The sequence below is a fragment of the Acinetobacter sp. 25-47-122 genome, from assembly GCF_056779695.1.
In genome coordinates, this window is the sequence record NZ_JBWYIJ010000005.1 from 215780 (window position 1) to 237246 (window position 21467).

General features: G+C 38.3%; 23 protein-coding genes. 12 read left to right on the forward strand and 11 right to left on the reverse strand.

What is annotated here, in order from left to right:
• Positions 1–3: 3 nt before the first annotated feature.
• Together AC1M9P_RS06710 and AC1M9P_RS06715 are read left to right on the forward strand one after the other, a co-directional pair.
• The gene (locus AC1M9P_RS06710) at positions 4–1515 is read left to right on the forward strand and encodes an NAD(P)H-hydrate dehydratase (protein WP_481587110.1); all 1512 of its coding nucleotides are present in this window, start codon (positions 4–6) and stop codon (positions 1513–1515) included.
• Positions 1516–1530: 15 nt separating this feature from the next.
• The gene (locus tag AC1M9P_RS06715; protein WP_092766403.1) at positions 1531–1809 is read left to right on the forward strand and encodes an acylphosphatase; all 279 of its coding nucleotides are present in this window, start codon (positions 1531–1533) and stop codon (positions 1807–1809) included.
• 23 nt (positions 1810–1832) lie between these two features.
• Here the strand turns inward: AC1M9P_RS06715 and ruvC are convergent, their stop codons facing one another.
• Positions 1833–2378 carry a crossover junction endodeoxyribonuclease RuvC gene (gene ruvC / locus AC1M9P_RS06720; protein ID WP_035263804.1) on the reverse strand — a complete coding sequence of 182 codons (546 nt, stop codon included), beginning with the start codon at positions 2376–2378 and terminating at the stop codon, positions 1833–1835.
• A gap of 122 nt (positions 2379–2500) precedes the next feature.
• Between ruvC and AC1M9P_RS06725 the strand changes: the two genes are divergently transcribed.
• Together AC1M9P_RS06725 and AC1M9P_RS06730 are read left to right on the forward strand one after the other, a co-directional pair.
• Positions 2501–3085 (forward strand): FxsA family protein, encoded by a 585-nt coding sequence (locus AC1M9P_RS06725; RefSeq protein ID WP_035263802.1) that lies wholly within the window; start codon positions 2501–2503, stop codon positions 3083–3085.
• A gap of 106 nt (positions 3086–3191) precedes the next feature.
• Positions 3192–3833, forward strand: coding sequence for a LysE family transporter (locus AC1M9P_RS06730; RefSeq protein WP_179998148.1), 642 nt, complete (start codon positions 3192–3194; stop codon positions 3831–3833).
• On the opposite strand, the gene AC1M9P_RS06735 is transcribed toward AC1M9P_RS06730, so the two are convergent.
• Positions 3777–3986, reverse strand: coding sequence for a hypothetical protein (locus AC1M9P_RS06735; RefSeq protein ID WP_035263798.1), 210 nt, complete (start codon positions 3984–3986; stop codon positions 3777–3779). The two genes, AC1M9P_RS06730 and AC1M9P_RS06735, sit on opposite strands and share 57 nt — an antisense overlap.
• Before the next feature lie 307 nt (positions 3987–4293).
• On the opposite strand from AC1M9P_RS06735, the gene AC1M9P_RS06740 reads away from it, so the two are divergent.
• Positions 4294–4536, forward strand: a complete 243-nt coding sequence (locus tag AC1M9P_RS06740; protein ID WP_035263796.1) for a hypothetical protein — start codon at positions 4294–4296, stop codon at positions 4534–4536.
• 45 nt (positions 4537–4581) lie between these two features.
• Here the strand turns inward: AC1M9P_RS06740 and metK are convergent, their stop codons facing one another.
• Entirely contained in the window at positions 4582–5748 is a 1167-nt protein-coding gene (gene metK, locus AC1M9P_RS06745; protein WP_035263794.1) for a methionine adenosyltransferase, read from the reverse strand.
• Positions 5749–6191: 443 nt separating this feature from the next.
• On the opposite strand from metK, the gene tkt reads away from it, so the two are divergent.
• Complete coding sequence (tkt, locus tag AC1M9P_RS06750; protein ID WP_481587111.1) at positions 6192–8180, forward strand: transketolase; 1989 nt, start codon at positions 6192–6194, stop codon at positions 8178–8180.
• 114 nt (positions 8181–8294) lie between these two features.
• Positions 8295–8510 (forward strand): hypothetical protein, encoded by a 216-nt coding sequence (locus tag AC1M9P_RS06755; protein ID WP_035263790.1) that lies wholly within the window; start codon positions 8295–8297, stop codon positions 8508–8510.
• Positions 8511–8569: 59 nt separating this feature from the next.
• On the opposite strand, the gene AC1M9P_RS06760 is transcribed toward AC1M9P_RS06755, so the two are convergent.
• On the reverse strand, positions 8570–9097 hold the full coding sequence (locus tag AC1M9P_RS06760; protein WP_035263788.1) for a nuclear transport factor 2 family protein: 528 nt from the start codon (positions 9095–9097) through the stop codon (positions 8570–8572).
• Positions 9098–9427: 330 nt separating this feature from the next.
• Here AC1M9P_RS06760 and AC1M9P_RS06765 point away from each other — a divergent pair, with 330 nt between their 5' ends.
• Positions 9428–10015, forward strand: coding sequence for a YceI family protein (locus tag AC1M9P_RS06765; RefSeq protein ID WP_481587112.1), 588 nt, complete (start codon positions 9428–9430; stop codon positions 10013–10015).
• 47 nt (positions 10016–10062) lie between these two features.
• On the opposite strand, the gene AC1M9P_RS06770 is transcribed toward AC1M9P_RS06765, so the two are convergent.
• The 3 genes from AC1M9P_RS06770 to AC1M9P_RS06780 form a co-directional block, all read right to left on the reverse strand.
• Entirely contained in the window at positions 10063–10689 is a 627-nt protein-coding gene (locus tag AC1M9P_RS06770; protein WP_481587113.1) for a LysE family transporter, read from the reverse strand.
• A 94-nt stretch (positions 10690–10783) separates the two neighbouring features.
• Positions 10784–11485: a glutamine amidotransferase gene (locus AC1M9P_RS06775; protein ID WP_481587114.1), complete on the reverse strand. Its 702-nt coding sequence runs from the start codon at positions 11483–11485 to the stop codon at positions 10784–10786.
• 83 nt (positions 11486–11568) lie between these two features.
• Complete coding sequence (locus tag AC1M9P_RS06780) at positions 11569–12141, reverse strand: TetR/AcrR family transcriptional regulator (protein WP_035263783.1); 573 nt, start codon at positions 12139–12141, stop codon at positions 11569–11571.
• Between the two features lie 86 nt (positions 12142–12227).
• Between AC1M9P_RS06780 and AC1M9P_RS06785 the strand changes: the two genes are divergently transcribed.
• The 3 genes from AC1M9P_RS06785 (at position 12228) to AC1M9P_RS06795 (ending at position 14777) form a co-directional block, all read left to right on the forward strand.
• Positions 12228–12998 (forward strand): SDR family oxidoreductase, encoded by a 771-nt coding sequence (locus AC1M9P_RS06785; RefSeq protein WP_035263780.1) that lies wholly within the window; start codon positions 12228–12230, stop codon positions 12996–12998.
• Between the two features lie 22 nt (positions 12999–13020).
• Positions 13021–13623 (forward strand): 2-hydroxychromene-2-carboxylate isomerase, encoded by a 603-nt coding sequence (locus AC1M9P_RS06790; RefSeq protein ID WP_481587115.1) that lies wholly within the window; start codon positions 13021–13023, stop codon positions 13621–13623.
• 101 nt (positions 13624–13724) lie between these two features.
• Positions 13725–14777: an NAD(P)-dependent alcohol dehydrogenase gene (locus tag AC1M9P_RS06795; protein ID WP_481587116.1), complete on the forward strand. Its 1053-nt coding sequence runs from the start codon at positions 13725–13727 to the stop codon at positions 14775–14777.
• A 59-nt stretch (positions 14778–14836) separates the two neighbouring features.
• On the opposite strand, the gene exaC is transcribed toward AC1M9P_RS06795, so the two are convergent.
• Complete coding sequence (gene exaC / locus AC1M9P_RS06800; protein ID WP_481587117.1) at positions 14837–16348, reverse strand: acetaldehyde dehydrogenase ExaC; 1512 nt, start codon at positions 16346–16348, stop codon at positions 14837–14839.
• 204 nt (positions 16349–16552) lie between these two features.
• Here exaC and AC1M9P_RS06805 point away from each other — a divergent pair, with 204 nt between their 5' ends.
• Entirely contained in the window at positions 16553–17728 is a 1176-nt protein-coding gene (locus AC1M9P_RS06805; protein WP_481587118.1) for a sigma-54-dependent transcriptional regulator family protein, read from the forward strand.
• Between the two features lie 205 nt (positions 17729–17933).
• Here the strand turns inward: AC1M9P_RS06805 and mdh are convergent, their stop codons facing one another.
• The 3 genes from mdh to AC1M9P_RS06820 form a co-directional block, all read right to left on the reverse strand.
• On the reverse strand, positions 17934–19106 hold the full coding sequence (gene mdh, locus AC1M9P_RS06810) for an iron-dependent methanol dehydrogenase (RefSeq protein WP_481587119.1): 1173 nt from the start codon (positions 19104–19106) through the stop codon (positions 17934–17936).
• 306 nt (positions 19107–19412) lie between these two features.
• Complete coding sequence (locus AC1M9P_RS06815; protein ID WP_481587120.1) at positions 19413–20378, reverse strand: alpha/beta hydrolase; 966 nt, start codon at positions 20376–20378, stop codon at positions 19413–19415.
• A 51-nt stretch (positions 20379–20429) separates the two neighbouring features.
• Positions 20430–21260 carry an SDR family oxidoreductase gene (locus AC1M9P_RS06820; RefSeq protein WP_481587121.1) on the reverse strand — a complete coding sequence of 277 codons (831 nt, stop codon included), beginning with the start codon at positions 21258–21260 and terminating at the stop codon, positions 20430–20432.
• Positions 21261–21467: the final 207 nt, after the last annotated feature.

The following is a 21467-nucleotide window of genomic DNA, read 5'->3' on the forward strand; positions in this document are numbered from 1 at the left end:
ATAATGCATCAACAAGTTTATCACAGCAGTGAGATACAAGCTTGGGAACAGCGCTGGTTTGACGATCAAAATAGTGCTTTTGGTCTTATGCAGCAAGTTGCTTGGATGATGGCACAAGAAATCATCACAATTCTTCAAGGTATTGAAAAAAAGAAAATCCGTATCGCAGTCTGCTGCGGCAAAGGAAATAATGCAGGGGATGGTTATCTTGTTACGTACTATTTAGCACAGCACTCTTTATCACGACATTGTTCATTCAACCAAAATCTAGAAATCGATATTTTTTCTTTTTCACAAGTCGATCATCACTCGGCTGACTCCTTGCAGAGTGCTTATAAAATGAGTCAATCCATACCACTTAAGCAGTTCACCGATCTGAACCATTGTAAGGGTTATGATGTCTATATTGATGCATTGTTTGGAATTGGAATTAATCGTACTTTAAGTGAAGACTGGCAGAGAATTATCCATCATATTAATGAGCAAGACGGCGTCAAAATTGCGATTGATATGCCGAGCGGTTTAGATGCAAATACAGGTCAACCATTACCAATGGCTATTCATGCTCAGCATACGCTTACCGCACTCGCATATAAGGTAGGGCAATTTGTAGGGCGTGCACAGGATTTTATAGGACATCTAAAACTCATTCCCATTTTACCATGTGACTCAGATTTAAAACCTGTGGCCCGATTAAGCCCAGTCAAAACAATTTTGCCGCGACGACACTCTACAGGACATAAAGGAACGTATGGGCATGTGCTCGTGATTGGCGGTCATGCACAAATGGGAGGTGCGGTGATTATGGCGGCTGAAGCTGCATTTGCCGCTGGGGCGGGTAAAGTCACGATCGTGTGTGATGCTAAACATCATTCAGCAATTTTGTCACGATCTCCCAATGTAATGGTGCAGGATATTAATCGTTTCGATCCATCACAACGAAAAAATTTGCTACAGCAAGTCGATTCGATTTGTTTTGGAATGGGGTTGGGACGTGATGATTGGGCAGCTGAGCAATATGATCAATGGATGAGTATTCTGTCCTCTATGAACAAACCGACTGTACTCGATGCTGATGCATTGTGGTTCCTATCTGAAAAGCCCATTCGACTCAATGAGAGAACTTACGCAACGCCACATCCTGGTGAGGCTGCAAAACTTTTACACTCTAGCGTGGCGGAAGTTGAGCATGACCGCATCAAAGCAATTAAACGATTACAAACACTGTATGCTGGTGAATGGGTATTAAAAGGTGCAGGAAGTTTAACGATTGACGCGCAGCAAACCATTTGGATTTGCACCCAAGGTAATCCAGGAATGGGTACAGGTGGAATGGGGGATATCCTTGCAGGAATGATTGCTAGTCTTAAAGGACAATTGTCTAATTCCATCCAGCTTCATGAAATTGTTAACTTACATGCCGTGGCAGGTGATGTATTGGCTCAACAGGGTGAACGTGGTTTGTTAGCTCAGAATATGGCTCAAGCGATTTATCAAATAGTAAATCTAAAATAAAATTCAGGGATAGATATGCGATATTTAAAATTAACGATACAAGGTCTTGTTCAAGGGGTCGGATTTCGTCGCTGGTTTATGGAACAAGCCTTAAAGTTGCATTTAACTGGTTACGTTAAAAATATGGATAATGGGGATGTGGAAGCTATCATTGTTGGCACATATAAAGATGTAAATGACATGATCAAACTGGCCATGGCAGGGCCTCATAATAGTAAAGTTAAGCAAATCTTCTATGAGGACTTAATTGACATCAAAGAGCGTGATTTCGATAACTTTCAAATTCGCCAATAAGTGCATTGAGTGTCGAGAGACTTTTAACGTCGACGACTACTGCTGCGGCTTCGTCCACGTGCCATTCCACCTAAAGCATTTAAGACAGCCAATTTACTCATACTGCCAGAGGCATGTGCATGGCAAATTGCTGCGGCAAGTGCATCTGCAGCATCGGCTTGTGGTTTAATACTTAAATTAAGTATGCGCATAACCATCATTTGAACCTGTTCTTTATCGGCAGCGCCATAGCCAACAACAGATTGTTTAATTTGACGCGCAGTATATTCAGCCACTTGTAGATCTAAATTGACCAATGCCGCTATAGCTGCACCGCGTGCTTGACCAAGTTTTAAGGCAGAGTCAGGATTGACCGCCATAAATACCTGTTCCACAGCAGCTTCGGTAGGACCATGAAATTTAACGATTCTTTCAATGCCTGAAAAAATTCGTTTTAGACGCTCAGGCATGTCAGGTGTTTCAGTGCGAATTGTTCCAGCATCAACAAAAGTGAGTTTTTGCCCCTCTTTTTGAATAATACCGTAACCTGTTAGACGTGAACCAGGATCAATTCCGATAATTAATGACATTCCATGACTTTAAAAATAAAATAATGCCCATATTGTTACATAAGCGTATGAAAAAAGCTTGATACAGATTGAGCAGATGATTACGACCCTATATTTAAATTTTTGAGATTAGATTACATTTCATGAAATTAGCTCTTATTGTTTTAATCGGTATAGTCCTTGAAATCTTCGTATGGGTCGGTGTGGGTGATCTAGTCGGAAGTATGTGGTATGTATTCTTCTGGTTTATTGCTGCATTCTTTATTGGTTTAAATATGGTTCGTTCTCATGCATCAGGTTTAATGCCACAGATGCAGCAAATGCAACAAGGTCATATGAGTGCTGATCCGAATTTGACCAATAACTTACCTAAAATTATTGCGGGTATTTTCCTTTTGATTCCGGGGTTAATTTCCGATCTATTCGCCTTACTTATTCTAATTCCACCTGTTCAAACAGCATTTAAAGCGGTGATGATGAAAACCATGATGAAGCGTCAGCAAGCCATGATGGAAAAAATGATGGGTGGTATGATGGGAGATATGGGCGGCATGGGTGGTCAAGCAAATGGTCAGAATCCATTTGCAGATTTAATGCGCCAAATGCAAGAAATGCAAAGCCAGCAGCACGGTCGTGGTTCAAATGACTCTACTATCATTGATGGTGAAGCAAGAGAAATTACACCTGAAGCAAAGAAAATTGAAATGAAAGACGTTAATCAAAAGTAAATTGCGCATGTTCAAAACCAGATGTAATGTCTGGTTTTTTTATTTTTGTATCTCGATTTTCCTAAAAAACAGTATAATTCAAACAATTTTTATTCATTTTTGATTTATGTCTCTATTACTTACCATCTGTGTCCTACATCTTGTTGCTCAATTGAGTCCTGGACCTGATATTTTGTTGATTGCCAAATGCGCAGCGTCAACCACAATCGCAAACACGTTGAAAGTTATTTTAGGTATTTCTATTGGAATTTTATTTTGGGTGATTTTAACCTTATCAGGTTTTGCACTTTTGATTGCCCAATTCCCATGGATTCAACAAGTCTTAATGTTAGTCGGTGGTTTATTTTTGGCAAAAATGGGCTGGGCGATGCTAAAGGGTGGTTGGCAAACCTATAAGTCTTTCAAACTTGATGCAATTGATGAAAATCAGTTACCTTTAAAAGCTGAAAAATACTTTCTGATGGGGTTGTTTACAAACCTATCCAATCCTAAAACACTGATTTATTTTAGTAGTGTATTTTCACTTGCCTTAACTGCTTCAGCACCAGAGATGTTGAAAATACAACTGGCAGTCATTATTCCGATTCAAACGTTTTTAACCTTTACGTTTTTGATGGTCGTTTTAGCACGACCTAAAATTAAACAGCTCTACCAGCGTTCAGGGCATTACATAGATATGGCATCGGGTGGTCTATTTTTGATCTTTGCAGTCTGGTTGTGGATAGATGCGCTTATTTTGCTTAACTGAATCCTGATCTAACTCTTCTGTTTGAGTCAGAACGAGCGTGTCTTGCTGATAACGTCTTGGTCGCAAAGTTGCTTCAGTATTTTCAGAACCTTGATAAGAGCGACTTCTGTTTGCTCTTTCTCTCAAGCCGCCTTTCTTAATTAATTGAACCATCGTCATATCATCATTTTTTAACTACGTTTATTTTACTTCAATTTATGCTTTCCATGCGGATATGATGGGCGAGTGCGTGAATAAAATATGGATAATCTCTAAAAGAAAAAAGAATGATAGAGCAGGTTGTCAAAAAAAATTCATATAGATATCTGATAATACAAGATATTGAATGAAGACATAGATGGTTGCTGTTTTATAGCTACATCATGAGGTTGATTATTGGTGAAGGCTTATATAGTATAAATATTAGCCTCTAAGGTGATGTAGATAAAAATAAAAAGACAGTCAAATCGGGAGGATGAGTATGCTGTATCAGTATCATTGTGCGTGTTGCGACAAGGTGGTTGCTTCGACAGACAAAGTGTGTTCTGAATGCGGATCACAAAATATCAGAACACCTTATGGTTTTTGGATATTTTGTATCATTGCGTGTTTAGCCGCAGCCATTGTGTTTAAAGTGGCCCATTTATATTTACAAGATAACCAAAATGTCCCTGTGAAGCAGTCGTTTTTGGACACGCTTCATCAAAGTGATAAAGCAAATTGAATCTATAAAAAAGCCCACATCAATGTGGGCTTTTTTATTTGGAAATTACAAACCAGCTGATGCTTTAAGCGCTTCAACCTTGTCTGTCTTTTCCCAAGTGAATGCAGTATCAGAACCTTCACGACCAAAGTGACCATATGCAGCAGTTTGCTTATACATCGGTTGAATGAGATTCAACATACGTGTAATACCATATGGACGTAAATCGAAATGCTCTCGTACCAATGCAATAATCAATTCTTCAGAAACCTTAGCAGTATTGAATGTATTGATTGAGATAGATGTTGGTTCAGCAACACCAATCGCATAAGACACTTGAATTTCACATTTATCGGCTAGACCAGCGGCAACAATATTTTTTGCAACATATCGACCAGCATAAGCAGCAGAGCGGTCTACTTTAGATGGATCTTTACCAGAGAAAGCACCACCACCGTGACGAGCCATACCACCATATGTATCTACAATGATTTTACGACCTGTTAAACCACAGTCACCGACTGGACCACCAATCACAAACATACCAGTAGGGTTGATGTGGAATTTGGTATCCGCATGGAACATATCTGCTGGAATTACTTTTTTCACGATTTCTTCAATGACAGCTTCTTTTAAATCAGTCTGTGAAATCTCAGGATCGTGTTGAGTCGATAATACGACCGCATCTAAACGAACAGGTACGCCATTTTCGTATGCAAAAGTCACTTGGCTTTTCGCATCTGGACGTAACCATGGCAAACTTCCGTTACGACGAAGTTCTGCTTGTTTTTCCATAAGACGGTGCGCATACGAAATAGGAGCAGGCATTAAAACATCTGTTTCGCGACTCGCGTAGCCAAACATTAAACCCTGATCGCCAGCACCTTGATCTTCAGGTTTTTGACGATCTACACCTTGAGCAATTTCAGGAGATTGTTTGCCAATCATGTTGATGACAGCACAAGTTGAACCATCGAAACCTAAATCAGAATGATGGTATCCAATGCCATTTACGGTTTGGCGTACAATTGCTTCAAAGTCTACATTTGCAGTTGTTGTGATTTCACCTGCAAGAACAACAGCACCTGTTTTTACAAGCGTTTCACAAGCAACCCGCGCATATGGGTCTTCTTTTAAGATTGCATCCAAAATAGCATCACTGATTTGGTCAGCCATTTTATCTGGATGGCCTTCGCTTACAGATTCTGAAGTAAATACAGCGTACTCGCGCATAAGTCCTATCACAGTTATTTCTAAAGACGCAATATGGTACATCGACTTAACGTTAAGGACTAGCTTAACCTGACTAAAAAGCATGAATTTATGTCATTTTTGTGTTTTTTTAATTGATATCATCATCTGTTAAATTGATAAGTGAAAACTTTTGTATAAGACTTATTCTTTTTAAGACTGAGATGAAATAAAAAACAGCTTAAGTGGGTACGAAAGAATGTGAATACATGATTCAACATCAGTACTTTAAAAAAAGGCCAAGCCACTAAAAAATATTGGATTGAATTGTATATTGATAAAACCGACTCGCATTGTATGAATTTTTTCGCTTTAGGGCTGAAATATACGTTTCTGGGCTTTACGCTGTTTGATTTTTTTAAGACAATACACCCAGTTTTTGAATTTTATTCATTTCCCATCTTTAATTTATCGGACACTGATCTATGACAACCCCGCTGAATGAACGTCGCATTGCTAACGCAATTCGTGTACTTGCAATGGATGCTGTGCAAAAAGCAAATTCTGGACATCCAGGTGCACCAATGGGGATGGCTGATATTGCTGATGTTGTATGGCGTCAATTCTTAAATCACAATCCGACAAACCCTCAGTGGGCTAACCGCGACCGTTTTGTATTATCAAATGGTCATGGCTCAATGCTTCAATATGCATTATTACATTTGACTGGCTATGATCTTTCAATTGAAGATTTAAAAGCATTCCGTCAATTGCACTCAAAAACACCGGGTCACCCAGAATTAGGTTATGCACCTGGTATCGAAACAACCACTGGTCCATTGGGTCAGGGTATCGCGAATGCTGTTGGTTTTGCTTTGGCTGAAAAAACCTTAGCAGCGCAATTCAACAAAGAAGACATTAAAGTCGTTGATCATTTCACTTACTGTTTCTTAGGTGACGGCTGTTTAATGGAAGGTGTTTCTCATGAAGCATGTTCATTGGCAGGTACTTTGGGGCTAGGTAAATTAATTGCTTACTATGACGACAATGGTATTTCAATTGATGGTGAAGTAGAAGGTTGGTTCTCTGACGATACAGAACAACGCTTCTTAGCTTATGGCTGGCAAGTATTGAAAGTTGATGGTCACGATGCAGATGCATTACGTGCGGCAACTTTAGAAGCTAAAGCTGAAACGAAGAAACCAACAATCATTATCTGTAAAACGATTATTGGTTTAGGTTCACCAAACAAACAAGGTAAAGAAGATTGCCATGGTGCACCACTGGGTAACGACGAAATCGCATTAACACGTGAAGCGTTGGGTTGGACTGAAGGTCCATTCGAAATTCCTGCTGACGTTTATGCTGCATGGGACGCGAAAGAAAAAGGTCAACAAGCAGAAGCAGCTTGGAACGAAGTATTTGCACAATATGAAGCAAAATATCCAACTGAAGCGGCTGATCTTAAACGTCGTTTAAGCGGTGAATTACCTGCTGACTTCGTTGCAAAAGCGGATGCGTATATTGCTGAAGTAAACGCAAAAGCTGAAACCATCGCAACACGTAAAGCAAGCCAAAATGCAATCCAAGCATTTGCCCCAATGCTGTCTGAAATCTTAGGTGGTTCTGCTGACTTAGCAGGTTCTAACTTAACACTTTGGAAAGGCGCACAAGGCGTTCAAGACAATGCTGCAGGTAACTACGTACACTATGGCGTACGTGAGTTCGGTATGACTGCAATCGCAAACGGTGTTGCACTTCACGGTGGGTTCATTCCTTACGTAGCAACATTCCTCATGTTTATGGAATATGCACGTAACGCAGTACGTATGTCTGCATTGATGAAACAACGTGTGATTCATGTTTACACACACGATTCTATTGGTTTGGGTGAAGATGGTCCAACACACCAACCAATTGAACAAATCGCATCTTTACGTGGTACACCAAACCTCAACACATGGCGCCCATGTGACACAGTTGAAGCAGCAATTTCTTGGAAATCTGCGTTAACACGTTCTGAAGGTCCAACTGCGTTGATCTTCTCTCGTCAAAACTTAGCATTCCAAACACGCACAGAAGCACAAATTGCTGATGTTGCGAAAGGTGGTTATGTATTGGCTAAAGAAAAAGGCGAATTGAAAGCGATTATCATTGCAACAGGTTCGGAAGTTGCATTGGCAATGGAAGCTTATGCACAGCTTGAAGGTGTGCGTGTTGTGTCTATGCCATGTGCTGAAGAATTTGTTAAGCAAGATGCTGCTTACCGTGAGTCAGTTCTTCCATCTAATATCCGTGCGCGTGTAGCGGTTGAAGCGGCGCATGTTGACTACTGGTGGAAATTTGTAGGTCTTGATGGTCGTGTGATTGGTATGACTACGTATGGTGAATCTGCACCAGCGAAAGATTTGTTCCAACACTTTGGTATTACGACTGAAGCAGTTGTCGCAGCAGTGAAAGAAATTACTGCTTAATTCTTAGAATTAAGTGTTTTAAAAGGCGTCCCAACTGTGGGGCGTCTTTTTATTTTTATGTATCTATATAGATACATTCATTCCCTAGATTTCAGATTGGAAGTGAGTAGCGCAATGAGTTTGTATGAGCAAATTAGTGATGAAATTACTTTAATGGATGCGGGTGAGCAAAAGTGGATTGGTGAAGACTTACCACTTGAAGCGATGGTAGCAGTAGAATTATTGCTACAAGATATGGCTGAAGAGAAAATCATTAAAGTACGTCGAAAAAATCGTGAAAAAACTTCAGGATTAAAACAGATTGATCGTATTCTGATTGAAAAGCTTTAACAGTCATAAAAAAGCCTCTTATGAGGCTTTTTTATTATCCTATTTTTATTATTTTACAGTTAATTAGCCGTAGTTTCTGACACGGTAAAATTTAATTTTGGATCAGCATTTTGTTGAATTGTCCATTCACCACTTACTCTGAAAGATGCTGCTGAAGCATAAGTATCTTCCATAAACTGGAAATACGTGATTAAGCCATCTTTAACTATTGCTTTAATTGAAAAAGGTGAAGTAAAAGTGCGCTTAGCGTAAACAGATGTATAAGTAAATTGACCGAATACAGCCACTGTTTCATCTTCAGCTAAAATATCTGTGATTTGAAAATCATCGATCGTCCAATAAGTTCCGACATTAGAAAAAGTATAAATGTAGACATCACGACCTGTAGAAGTACCAGCCCAAGGTTCAATTTGTTTAAGTTCAGGATTATTAAAATTTAGCGAAGTATAAATGGCATCTTCAGCCACTAACTTTTCTGAAGCAATCGCTACTCTTGATTTATCAGTATTATATAAAAAAGCCAATACGACATCTTTAGGTGCTTTAGTTTTAAGCGCTTTATCAATCGCTTGTTGTTGTTCACTCATCATTATTCTCCAGTTCAAAGCGGTAATTTTAGTATTATAAATGAGACAAAATATTAGTATATTGTATAAATGTTTAATTTAATCTCATATTTAAGATATGTGTTGATGTTAACTGCTTATTAGGAGAAAGCTTAAAGATGAAAAACATGATCTATACACAAGTGATAGTCATAATCTGATCAAATTGATTTGATAAAAGTGACACCTTCTTAAGGTGCGTTCTAATCTTGCAACAAACTGTTCTATCTGTACTGATGCAAGAATTTCAGAATGCTATACATTATTCACTATCCATTTCATAAATGTTTTAAAAAATTCGAGGAAAAATTGATGAACTTTAAAACAATAGCGTTAAGTGCCGTAGTGCTTTCTGTAGCAACAGTTTCAGTTGCTAAACCAGTTGAGTATAAAATTGATCCAACTCATACAGCGACAGTATTTACTTGGGATCATTTTGGTTTTTCTACACCCTCAGGTAATTTTAGCGATATCCAAGGGACGATCAAAGTAGACAATGAAAAGCCTACGAATTCAGCAGTGAATGTTACAATTCCACTTTCAAGTATCAATACAAATGTTAAAGCATTAGATGAACATTTATTGAAACCAGATTTCTTTGATGCTGAAAAATATCCGAATATCACTTTTAAAAGTACTAAAGTTCAACCAAATGGTAAGAACAAGTATAAGATCACAGGTGATCTAACGATTAAAAATGTTACTAAGCCTGTCGTACTAGATGCTGTTTTGAATAAACAAGCTGAACATCCTATGACGAAAGCTCAGTCTATTGGTTTCAATGCAACGACTTCATTTGACCGTTCTGCATTCGGTGTTGGAGCATATGTGCCTAATGTAGGCGACAAAATCACGGTGAATATTACGACTGAAGCTTCAGTCGCAACTGATAAGAAATAATATTCTTCAAAAACAGTACATTTAAGAAAGCACCTACGGGTGCTTTTTTAATCGCGATTAAAAATTAAGAAACATCCAAAACTGATAAAAATACTACCTGTTATAAGATCAATCTTCTTGCTGATTTTTTGATATATTGTGTTTACTTGTTTAGCAGAAAAAATAAAAGCAACTATCGCAAACCAAATCAAGCTTTCAATAAAAATTAACATTAACAGTGAACTCTGCTGTATCAGAGTTGCATCACTATTCATCGCAAGCGCAAAAACACTACTGAAGTAAACTAATGCTTTAGGATTTGCCATATTGGTGAGAAAGCCTTGAATGAGTAAAGAACTGTATTTTTTCTTGACTATGCCTTTTGTAACGTAAGCTGAAGCAGGTTCTAATTTCGTTAGCCCTGATTTAAAGAGTTGAATGCCTAAATAAATGAGATAAACCCCTCCTAAAATCATCATAATTGTTTGGAGCCAAGCCATTTTTTGGAATAGATAGTGTAATCCACTCATAGCACAAATTGCCCAAACTAAAATACTAAGAGAAATTCCTAATGCTGCAAAAAGTGCATGTATGCGAGACTGTCGAACGGCACTTTGCGTGACAAATAAAAAATCTGGTCCAGGACTAATAAGTGCAAAGAAATGAACGATGGCTAAACTGAACAGTGGTGACATTTATATCTTCATTATAATTTTTGGATATTGAATTTAGGTATAGCATAATCCAATATCCTGATCTACAGTTGGGTTGAAGGCATTCAAATCAAAATCATTTAATCTGTTCAATAAAATGGCTTAAGATTGAACCTGCCACAGATTCTAGCTTTTCAGCATAACGGTGGTTATCTGCACGTAATTGAGTAATATCGATACCCGCTTTACGCAATTCGCAAGTATGACCAATCAACCATTTCTCTAAACTATCTGAGGTCACTTCAGGATGGAACTGGAGTGCTAAAATATTAGATCCAACTTGAAAAGCCTGATTTTTATAAATTTGAGTGCTCGCCAGAAGTTTCGATTGCGCGGGAAGATCAAAGGTATCACCATGCCAATGCAAAACTGGCACACCATTTAAAGAATTTAGAACGTTGTCTTGCTCATTTATAATATCTACCGTACTCCAGCCAATTTCTTTGGTGTGGCCGGCATATACTGCACTACCCAAGGCTTTTGAAATGAGTTGAGCACCTAGACAGATGCCAAGCGTAGGGCGTTGAAGTTTTAATCTTTCTTTAAGTAAGTCTATTTCTGTTTGTAGGAAAGGGTAATCTTCTGTTTCATAAACACCAATCGGTCCACCCAAAATAATGGTCAGACCTTTGTAGTTTAATGCTACTGAAAGATCATCCACACCTGCATCAAAATATCTGACCCGATAACCCAGTTGATATAGTGTCTCCTCAAAAGAACCTAGATCTTCAAAGGCTAAATGCTGTATTGCATATACTGTTTCAGGAAGCTTTCTCATGATGTGACGTTCTTAAAAGAATGATGAGGAAATTATAGAGCTTTTGGAACTAAGGTTTCTTCCATAAAACAATATAAAACGATTTATTTCGCAATCCCATTTTTTAATAATGTCTTGAGCATAGCTAGACTAGAATTGAGAATATCTTTTTTTAAGCGTTCATCTTGAACTCCACGTGCTAATAGTACGGAGCCCACCATTTGACAGAGTATTGCCCAAGCGAAATCAGGTTCTGGAGCATGCTGCGCAAATAGTTTGTAACCACGCTGAAGTTCTTTTTCAAAACATTGTTTAATGTCAACATCAGCGCGTGAAACTTCAGCAGCAAGTGAGGGTAAAACACAGCCTTTTTCTGGGTGTTGAACGTGTAATAGAGAAAGATATCGGTTCATTTCAAAATCTAACCAAGATTCTGGATCTTGATGAGGATTCATTTCCCACTGTTGAATACTTGCTCCGATTTCAGATTCGATTAAGGCTTTAAATAAGTCGTTTTTTGAAGAAAAGTGAGAATAGAAAGCACCGCTGGTCATATTTGCAGCGTGCATAAAACCATCAACCCCAGTATTGTTAAAACCTTGTTTTTTTGCGAGTTCACCACTGGTTTTTAAAATTTCGCGACGTTTTTCTTCTTTGTATCCTGCTTTATATCTCATATTGAATATTCAATAACCATTGACTGTGCCTCAAAACTATAACATAGTGATCGTTATAATAACGATCGTTATTTAATGGAGAGATGATGAACGATCAGCAGTCAGAAATTAATCATTCAGAAGAAAAATCAACATATAACAAGGTCGCACTGATCATTGGTGCAGGAGATGCCACAGGCAGTGAGATCGCAAAACGCTTTGCACGAGGTGGATATACTGCTTGTATGACTCGACGCAATGCAGACAAGCTTGCACTTGTCATCCGAGAGATTGAAGCACACGGTGGTAAAGCTTATGGATTTGCTTCAGATGCAAGAAAAGAAGATCAAGTGATTCAACTGATTGACACAATTGAACGTGACATTGGTCAGATTGAAGTATTGGTTTTTAATATTGGAGCAAATGTGCCGTGTAGCATTCTAGAAGAAACAGCACGTAAATATTTTAAAATCTGGGAAATGGCTTGTTTTAGTGCTTTTTTAAATGGTCGTGAAGTAGCTAAACGGATGGTCGCAAGGCAGCGCGGCACTATCATTTTCACTGGTGCAACAGCAAGCATCCGTGGTTCATCATATTTCAGCGCTTTTGCTGGCGCTAAACATGCGTTAAGAGCCTTAGCCCAAAGTATGGCAAAAGAGTTAGGGCCTCATCATATTCATGTTGCGCACATCATTATTGATGGGGCGATTGATACTGATTTTATTAAAGATACTTTCCCTCATTTGTATGAAAAAAAACAGCATGACGGTATTTTGAATCCTCAACATATAGCTGATAACTATTGGCATATTGCTCATCAACCACGAGATGCTTGGACACATGAATTGGATTTGCGACCATGGTCTGAACAGTGGTAATCATATTTAATAAGGATAAGACATGACTACACAACAACAAAAAGTTGAATTTTATTTCGATCTTGGCAGTCCATTTAGTTATTTGGCTTTTTATAAGCTACAAGAAATCACCAAAAAATATAATGCAGTGATTGATTACACACCAATTTTATTGGGTGGAATTTTTAAATCGACTGGTAACAAGAGTCCAATTGAGGTGCCTGCTAAAGGGATCTATTCAATGCAAGACTTAAGTCGTTGGTCAGATTATTATCAGATTCCGATGCAAATGAATCCATATTTTCCAATGAATACATTGACTTTAATGCGTATATTAACGGGAGTCAAAATCTCTCATGATGAATATTTTGAAGTGATTTTGACCAAGCTTTTCGATGCGATGTTTAGAAAGCCCTTGAATTTAGCCGATCCAGAAGTTCTGATAAATTTATTTCAAGGTGATGCAATCGACGGTCAGCAACTTTTGGATTTAAGCCAATATCCGGTGGTAAAACAAAAATTGATTGATGAAACAAACCATGCCGTACAACGAGGGGTATTCGGAGCACCTACATTTTTTGTACGGGAAAATATGTACTGGGGGCAAGATCGCTTGCATTTCGTAGAGCGCGAATTACAAAAATAAGTGAAAAAGAAATTAGATTGAGACTCAGCTAAATTTATTAAAAATATTGATGTGATATAACGAATAAGAGAGTACGAAATTAATAGCTTGAGGAAGTCACGATGACCCATAATGTTTTAGCTTACGCAGCGCTTGATTCTAAAAGTCCACTGGTTCCATATACTTTCCAGCAACGTCAAGCTCGCCCCGATGATGTCATTATTGATATTGAATACTGCGGTGTATGTCATTCTGACTTACATCAAGCGCGTAATGATTGGGGTTTTAGTCGTTACCCAATTGTACCGGGTCATGAAGTAATTGGTCGTGTAAAAAGCATCGGAACATCTGTAACTAAGTTTAAGGTTGGAGATCTGGTCGGAATCGGGTGTATGGTAGATTCATGTCGTACTTGTTCAGCTTGTCACCAAGGTTTGGAGCAATATTGTGAAGCTGGAAATACACAAACGTATGGTAGTTTAGATCGCCATGATCAAACACCTACTTATGGTGGCTACGCACAAACGATCATTGCGAGCCAAGATTTTGTATTGAAAGTACCTGAAAATTTAGATACTCAATCCATTGCACCCATCTTATGTGCAGGGATCACGACATGGTCGCCGTTAAAACATTGGAATGTCGGTAAAGGCTCTAAAGTGGCTGTTGTTGGACTCGGTGGTTTAGGTCATATGGCGATTAAACTTGCTCATGCGCTTGGTGCAGAAGTGACTTTATTTACACGATCAGCAAATAAAGAACAGAATGCACGTGATTTAGGTGCAGATCATGTCGTGTTATCAACAGATCCAACACAAATGAAATCAGTGAAAAATCAGTTTGATTTAATTATTGATACTGTGCCTTATGATCATGATCTAAAGCCTTATATTCCGACACTTGCATTGAGTGGGACACTAGTATTGGTAGGCTATCTCGGAGAATTTAGCAGCAATTCCGTACCCATGATTATGGGAAGAAAATCAATCGCTGGATCGGTGATCGGTGGAATTCAAGAAACTCAAGAACTACTTGATTTTTGTGGTCAGCACAATATCGTGTCAGATGTAGAAGTCATTGATATGCAAAATATTAATGAGGCATTTGAGCGCATGCTTCAAAGCGATGTGAAATATCGTTTTGTGATTGATATGAAAAGTCTACAAGCCAGCTAATCCATTAAACTCCTGTAGCAGAAAAGAAGCGGCAATCTGCCGCTTCTTTAGCTTTTGTTTTAGAAGAAACCCATTGGTTTAGTAGAGTAACTCACCAATAAATTTTTAGTTTGTTGGTAATGATCCAGCATCATTTTATGATTTTCACGACCAATCCCTGATTTTTTATAACCACCAAAAGCAGCATGAGCAGGGTAGATATGGTAGCAATTTGTCCAGACTCGACCTGATTGAATTGCACGTCCTGCACGATATGAAGTATGCGCTGATCGTGACCAAACACCAGCACCTAATCCATAAATGGTGTCATTGGCAATTTTGATAGCATCGTCGAAATCTTTAAATGTTGTCACAGCCAAAACTGGTCCAAAAATTTCTTCTTGGAATGTTTTCATGCTGTTATTGCCTTTGAAAATCGTCGGCTCAATATAAAAACCTTGTCCAATTTCTTCACGTGCTTGACCACCTGTAAGAATTTGAGCACCTTCTTCACGACCTGTCGCAATACAACCTAAAATTTTATCTTGTTGCTCTTGCGAGGCTTGAGCACCAATCATGGTTTCTGTATCAAGTGGATGTCCTGTTTTAATTCGCTTCACGCGCTCTACAGCCATCTCTAAGAATTTATCAGCAATACTTTCCTGGACTAAAGCGCGTGATGGACAAGTACAAATTTCTCCCTGATTCAGGGCAAACATGGCAAAACCTTCAAGCGCTTTATCTAGATATTCATCATCCTTATCCATGATGTCTTCGAAGAAAATATTTGGAGATTTGCCACCCAGTTCTAATGTCACTGGAATAATATTTTCGGTGGCATATTGCATAATTAATTGACCAACCGCAGTTGAGCCAGTAAATGCAATTTTTGAAATACGTGGATTTGTGGCAAGAGAGCGTCCTACTTCAACACCATAACCATTGACGATATTCAGCACACCTGGTGGTAAAATATCTTGTATCAGTTCAACTAAAACTAGAATACTGACAGGAGTTTGCTCAGCTGGTTTTAAGACAATACAGTTCCCCGCTGCTAATGCAGGCGCAAGTTTCCACGCCGCCATTAAAATCGGAAAGTTCCATGGAATAATCTGTCCAACGACACCCAACGGCTCATGAAAATGGTAAGCGATAGTATCTTCATCGATTTCTGAAATACTACCTTCTTGTGCGCGGATACAGCCAGCAAAATAGCGGAAATGGTCAATACACAGTGGAATATCTGCAGCTAAGGTTTCACGGATAGGTTTACCATTGTCCCATGTTTCTGCCACAGCAAGTAATTCTAGATTCTCTTCTAAGCGATCTGCTATTTTTAATAAAATGTTAGAGCGAGTTGTTGCAGACGTTTTGTTCCATTCAGTTTTAGCGGCATGAGCTGCGTCCAAAGCGAGTTCAATATCCTCGACTGAAGAACGGGGAACTCGAGTAAAGACTTTCCCATCTACGGGAGAAAGATTATCAAAATACTCACCTTTTACTGGAGGAACCCATTTCCCACCAATGAAATTTTCGTATTGTGCTTTAAATTGAACTTTAGAATCTGGTTGATTGGGATCAGCGTAGCGCATAGTGTCCATCCTTTGGTTGTGCTGTAAAGTTATGGAAAATATCTTCGTCTTTGGTATTAGATATCTTCTATTATTGATGAGTTAACATAACCACAATAAGGTTGGAAAAAGGTTGGAATGATGAAGGTTTACAACTGATCAACAAATACTATAACTATAATAAGTACAACATATGCATATTGGGAAATGTTGAGATAATAAGGAATGAACTCAATGCAGACTCTTATCAAGCAAAGACAACAAATAGAAACACTTAGAGAGAAAATCAGTCTTTCAACTGTACAGGCGAAACAACTTGGTCAGCATATTTTAAAGTCTTGGCAAAGATCGAAGTTGGCAGAAATTCCGAAAGAGCGAATGGTAGCGCCGTTGATCACAACGAGTACTGTTGAAAGTAACAGCCTAAATCAAGCATTGAAAATATGTGAACAAGAGTTAAAACATGTTGCACAACAATCATCTATGGTACTTGCGGTAGGTGATATCAACAGTACCATTATTTGGACGGAAGCAAGTCAACAAATGCGTAAGGCTGCAGAACGCGTTCACTTTATTGAAGGCGGTCAATGGCGGGAGGAAGTGGTTGGAACCAATGCTTTAGCATTAACCTTGAAAACTGAAAAATCAAGTTGTGTTTTTTCAAATGAACACTATATGGAGTCTATTCATGATTGGGTGTGCTATGCAGCACCAATTGTTGATCCATTTTCGAAGCAACTCATTGGTGTATTAGATTTATCAACGACATGGGATCATCACAATAGTTTTGGACTACTCGCAGCAGAACGTTGTGCATCTTTAATACAATCAGCATTACTGAATTATCAACGCCAACATTTATTTATTCGTACCTTTGGAATTCCTCAAGTCATATTTAACGGACGTACCTTGGTGGTTACCCCTAGACAGATTGAAATTTTGACAATATTGGCATTATGTCCTCAAGGGCTTAGCTTAGATTCGCTTCATCAAGCTTTGTATGGGGAACGCAAGGTAAGCATGGGAACTTTAAAAGCTGAAATGTCGCAGCTTCGAGATTTATTGGGTGGAATGTTAGGCTCAAGACCCTATAAATTACTGGCGCATATTGAGGCTGATTTCCTCCAAATCGAAAATGCTTTAGACGTTGGATTTATTGATAAAGCTTTACAGCAGGTCAATGGTGTAATGCTCTCCAAAACTGAAAGCCCATTCTTATGTTCTTGGCGAAATTGTCTAGATTCGCGTCTAAGCGAAGCAATTTTTAACTATTCTGATGTTGAAGTGCTTTTAAAATACATTGCACGAAATCCTGATGCAGTTGATGCAATGGAGCGTTTAATGGAGTTATCACCGCAAGATCATTCAACGCAACAACTTTTACAGCACTATCATAATTGAGCCGAATTAAAGTAAAACACAACGACCTAAAGCATATTCTTCGTATTGTTAACGTATTTTATTCTCATTTTTTTATACCTACAAAATTTTAAAGCCGCTGTTCCTGATGTAATGTACTACCGAATTCGATTGTGAACCAAAGAATAAAAAAAAAGAGAATCTGAAGTGTATCCAGATTCTCTTTTAGATCTAGCAACTCAAAAATTTACATTGCAGCTTTAAAAATGTTGATGACTTGTTGGAGATCTGCTTTACGTGGGTTAGTGAGCATGCAGGCATCTTTTTGTGCATTTTGAGCCATCACTTCTAAATCTTCCTCTTTAACCGAAAGCTCTTTTAATCCTGTTGGAATGCCAATGGATTGAGAGAGGATTTTGATCGCATCAATTGCTGCATATGCAGCTTCATTAATGGTTAATCCTTCAATATTTACACCCATTAATTCAGCTATTTTGGCATAACGATCAGGGCAGGCAATTAAGTTGAACTCACAGACATGAGGGAGCAAAATCGCGTTACATACACCATGCGGAAGATTATAAAAACCGCCTAATTGGTGAGCCATGGCATGTACATAACCTAAAGAGGCGTTATTAAATGCCATGCCTGCCAAATACTGTGCATAACTCATTGCATCACGTGCTTCAATATTCTCACCATTAGCAACCGCTGGACTCAGCCATTGACTGATCATGCTGATGGCTTTTTCAGCACAGGCATCCGTAATTGGATTTGCTGCTGTTGAAACATAGGCTTCGACGGCATGAGTAAGCGCATCCATACCTGTTGCAGCTGTCAACGCTGCAGGTTTTGCGATCATCAGTTTAGGATCATCTATGGCAATGAGTGGAGTGCAACGCCAATCGACGATTGCCATTTTTACATGGGTTTCTGTATTTGTAATAATACAGAAACGCGTCATTTCCGAAGCAGTTCCTGCAGTTGTGTTGATTGCAATAAGAGGTGTCATCGGAACGGTGCTTTTATCGATTCCTTCATAATCTCGAATGTGCCCACCACCTGCAGTCACTAAACCAATACCTTTAGCACAATCGTGTGAAGAGCCGCCACCTAAAGAAATAATAAAATCACAAGCATTATTATTGTAGGCTTTCACACCATCGTGAACATTAATATCAGTCGGATTAGGCTCAGCACCTGCAAATATGTAGCTCTCCACTTGCGCTTCTTTTAAATAGCCAGCGATGATATCTGCGACACCAAATTTGTATAAACCTGCATCAGTCACAATCAGTGCTTTTTTAGCGCCCAAATTTTGAGCTTTGCTTCCAACTTCTTTAGCACTACCTGGTCCGAAGAGTGAAACACAAGGGATATAAAACCCGTTTGTTTGGTCTGCAATATTTTTAAAAGCCATGGTGAGATTCCTTTTACCATTTATTGTTGTGTTCGGCGATATTTACCGTGTTTGCAGTATTGGACACGCTTGAGAAGATGTGTACCTACCAAATACCAACCCAATTTCTCCATGGCTCAAAACAAAAAACAGAAAGCAAGAAATAATATTTCAAATGGGTGAAAAGGAGATTGGTCGCAAAGGTCTGTGAAGAGATGGGAAGGTTGAAGAATAGAAATATTGTATGACCAAGAGAAAGTCAATTCAGCTTGATCAATACACATTAACAATCAAGACCAATAAAATGAGGTCTTAGATGAACAGAATTTAGAGATTTTTTGAAGCAAGCCAAGCAAAGAGTTGGTCATATACTTGCTGACGAACCAGTTTTTTTGAAAGAACCAAATCATGCAGACCATCTTTAATTGTCATTACAGTGACATCACCTTGTAATGCTTTTGCATATTTTTCGATAGTTTTTACATCTAAAATCACATCAGAGGTCTGAGCATCAATGTTGTATTTCTTGGGATTGGTCGTGCGACTTGAGTGCATAACAAGAAGCGGAACTGAAATTTTAGGACCAGATTGGATTTTCTGTTGTGCTTTCACAACAGCACCGATAAAACTCAAATACACTTTGGTGTAGGTTTTAGGTTTAAGCTTGAGATCAAAACTCCATTCGCCATTTAAATTTTCGTGCAAACTCTTCACGTAAAACTTATTTAATTCACTTGGTAATTGCATCAACGGAAATTGCTGAGCTAATTTTGCAATCATTGGAAGCGCATATTTCTTTTTTAATACATTCATATTGAAATCATAAAATGGGCTGTTGGCCCAGATTGCTTTAATCAATGGATGATCAGGGTGTCGAATTGAAAAATAAGTGGCAGTTAAACCACCTGTAGAATGACCGCATAATAATACCGATTCATTACCCTCACTTTGAATTGTATTCAATGCGGCATGAATATCTTCATCATATTCGGTTAGGTCTTTCACAAAATAAGGTTTTTGATGCGGAAGTAGTGATCTACCGTATTTTCTAAGGTCAATGGCGTAAAACTGAAAACCTTGGGCATTAAATTTTTTCGCCATTTCTTGTTGAAAGAAATAATCAATAAAGCCATGGATATACAGCACAGCTTTAGTTGATGGAATATCTGATGGACGACGTACTAATGTTGCAATAACCTCACCATCATAATCAGGCGAAAATTTGAAAATATGTTGCTCAAATTTTTCACCTAAAATGTCGGGTTGGTAGTGTAGCGTGGTCTCAGCACTCATTTTTTCGATCATCTATTGATTCATTCCCTGATTCAAAACTGTTTAGGTTGATTATAAATATTCTTTTAAAAGTTGTTCTGTCTCGTCAAACAATCGCTGAGCTAAACTACGATTTTTCGCATGTGCAGATTGAAAAGCTGGTGTTTGCAAACTTTTGTATTGACCTGTTTTCTTAGACCATTCAGGTGATAACGCAATTTGATGAATAAGATTTGCTGGTTTGTTGGGTGAGATTAAGAACAATTTTAAAGCGCGATATTGATAGTTAGGAAGCTCGCGATAAATTTCGGAATCCACACCACCTGGATGAATTGCATTACTGGTGATAGATGTGCCTCTGAGCTTTTCAGCTAAGGCATGACTAAATAGTAAATTTGCTAATTTACTATTTCCATAGCTGAGTACACCGTTATACTTTTTAACAGAATGAAATTTAAATTGATGTGTGTCAATTTTACCCAGAACATGCATCATGGATGCAAGATGAATGATACGGCCTGAAGGCGCGTTTTGAAGTAAAGGTAACAATTGTATTGTCCACACAAAATGCCCTAGATAATTGACACCTATTTGTTTTTCAAAACCATTAGCCGTTTCTTCTAATTTAGGCGTCATCAGACCTGCATTGTTGACCAAAATATCAATCTGTGAATATTTTTCTTTTAAAGTTTGTGCTGCAGATTTGACTTGATTTAAATCATTTAAATCTAATTCTACAATATCAATTTGACCATGACCTTTGGTGCTGATTTCTGCTTTAGCTTTCTGAGCTTTATCCAAATTACGACAAGCAAGCACGACGTGATGACCATCTTCAACAAATTTTTTTGCTGTCGCTAATCCAATTCCTGTATTTGCACCTGTAATCACCACTGTTTTCATTATTGTCTCTAAAGTTCTTAGTATGAGATTGTTTTAATACAGTCAGAGCAGTGAGTCAAACCTACTTTAAAGAAATTTTCATATAATTGCTGCATGATACGAACTGCTAATGTGACTCATACAAAAGTTACAGAATCTGAATAGCACAACTCATTTTAAGATAGAATAATGTGGTTATATCGTTGTTATTTTTAAAAATCTTCCAGT

Excerpts from the sequence above, each read along its gene's own strand:
- AC1M9P_RS06710 (WP_481587110.1), top strand. The coding sequence starts at position 4 with ATGCATCAACAAGTTTATCACAGCAGTGAGATACAAGCTTGGGAACAG.
- AC1M9P_RS06715 (WP_092766403.1), top strand. The coding sequence starts at position 1,531 with ATGCGATATTTAAAATTAACGATACAAGGTCTTGTTCAAGGGGTCGGA.
- ruvC (WP_035263804.1), bottom strand. The coding sequence starts at position 2,378 with ATGTCATTAATTATCGGAATTGATCCTGGTTCACGTCTAACAGGTTAC.
- AC1M9P_RS06725 (WP_035263802.1), top strand. The coding sequence starts at position 2,501 with ATGAAATTAGCTCTTATTGTTTTAATCGGTATAGTCCTTGAAATCTTC.
- AC1M9P_RS06730 (WP_179998148.1), top strand. The coding sequence starts at position 3,192 with ATGTCTCTATTACTTACCATCTGTGTCCTACATCTTGTTGCTCAATTG.
- AC1M9P_RS06735 (WP_035263798.1), bottom strand. The coding sequence starts at position 3,986 with ATGGTTCAATTAATTAAGAAAGGCGGCTTGAGAGAAAGAGCAAACAGA.
- AC1M9P_RS06740 (WP_035263796.1), top strand. The coding sequence starts at position 4,294 with ATGCTGTATCAGTATCATTGTGCGTGTTGCGACAAGGTGGTTGCTTCG.
- metK (WP_035263794.1), bottom strand. The coding sequence starts at position 5,748 with ATGCGCGAGTACGCTGTATTTACTTCAGAATCTGTAAGCGAAGGCCAT.
- tkt (WP_481587111.1), top strand. The coding sequence starts at position 6,192 with ATGACAACCCCGCTGAATGAACGTCGCATTGCTAACGCAATTCGTGTA.
- AC1M9P_RS06755 (WP_035263790.1), top strand. The coding sequence starts at position 8,295 with ATGAGTTTGTATGAGCAAATTAGTGATGAAATTACTTTAATGGATGCG.
- AC1M9P_RS06760 (WP_035263788.1), bottom strand. The coding sequence starts at position 9,097 with ATGAGTGAACAACAACAAGCGATTGATAAAGCGCTTAAAACTAAAGCA.
- AC1M9P_RS06765 (WP_481587112.1), top strand. The coding sequence starts at position 9,428 with ATGAACTTTAAAACAATAGCGTTAAGTGCCGTAGTGCTTTCTGTAGCA.
- AC1M9P_RS06770 (WP_481587113.1), bottom strand. The coding sequence starts at position 10,689 with ATGTCACCACTGTTCAGTTTAGCCATCGTTCATTTCTTTGCACTTATT.
- AC1M9P_RS06775 (WP_481587114.1), bottom strand. The coding sequence starts at position 11,485 with ATGAGAAAGCTTCCTGAAACAGTATATGCAATACAGCATTTAGCCTTT.
- AC1M9P_RS06780 (WP_035263783.1), bottom strand. The coding sequence starts at position 12,141 with ATGAGATATAAAGCAGGATACAAAGAAGAAAAACGTCGCGAAATTTTA.
- AC1M9P_RS06785 (WP_035263780.1), top strand. The coding sequence starts at position 12,228 with ATGAACGATCAGCAGTCAGAAATTAATCATTCAGAAGAAAAATCAACA.
- AC1M9P_RS06790 (WP_481587115.1), top strand. The coding sequence starts at position 13,021 with ATGACTACACAACAACAAAAAGTTGAATTTTATTTCGATCTTGGCAGT.
- AC1M9P_RS06795 (WP_481587116.1), top strand. The coding sequence starts at position 13,725 with ATGACCCATAATGTTTTAGCTTACGCAGCGCTTGATTCTAAAAGTCCA.
- exaC (WP_481587117.1), bottom strand. The coding sequence starts at position 16,348 with ATGCGCTACGCTGATCCCAATCAACCAGATTCTAAAGTTCAATTTAAA.
- AC1M9P_RS06805 (WP_481587118.1), top strand. The coding sequence starts at position 16,553 with ATGAACTCAATGCAGACTCTTATCAAGCAAAGACAACAAATAGAAACA.
- mdh (WP_481587119.1), bottom strand. The coding sequence starts at position 19,106 with ATGGCTTTTAAAAATATTGCAGACCAAACAAACGGGTTTTATATCCCT.
- AC1M9P_RS06815 (WP_481587120.1), bottom strand. The coding sequence starts at position 20,378 with ATGAGTGCTGAGACCACGCTACACTACCAACCCGACATTTTAGGTGAA.
- AC1M9P_RS06820 (WP_481587121.1), bottom strand. The coding sequence starts at position 21,260 with ATGAAAACAGTGGTGATTACAGGTGCAAATACAGGAATTGGATTAGCG.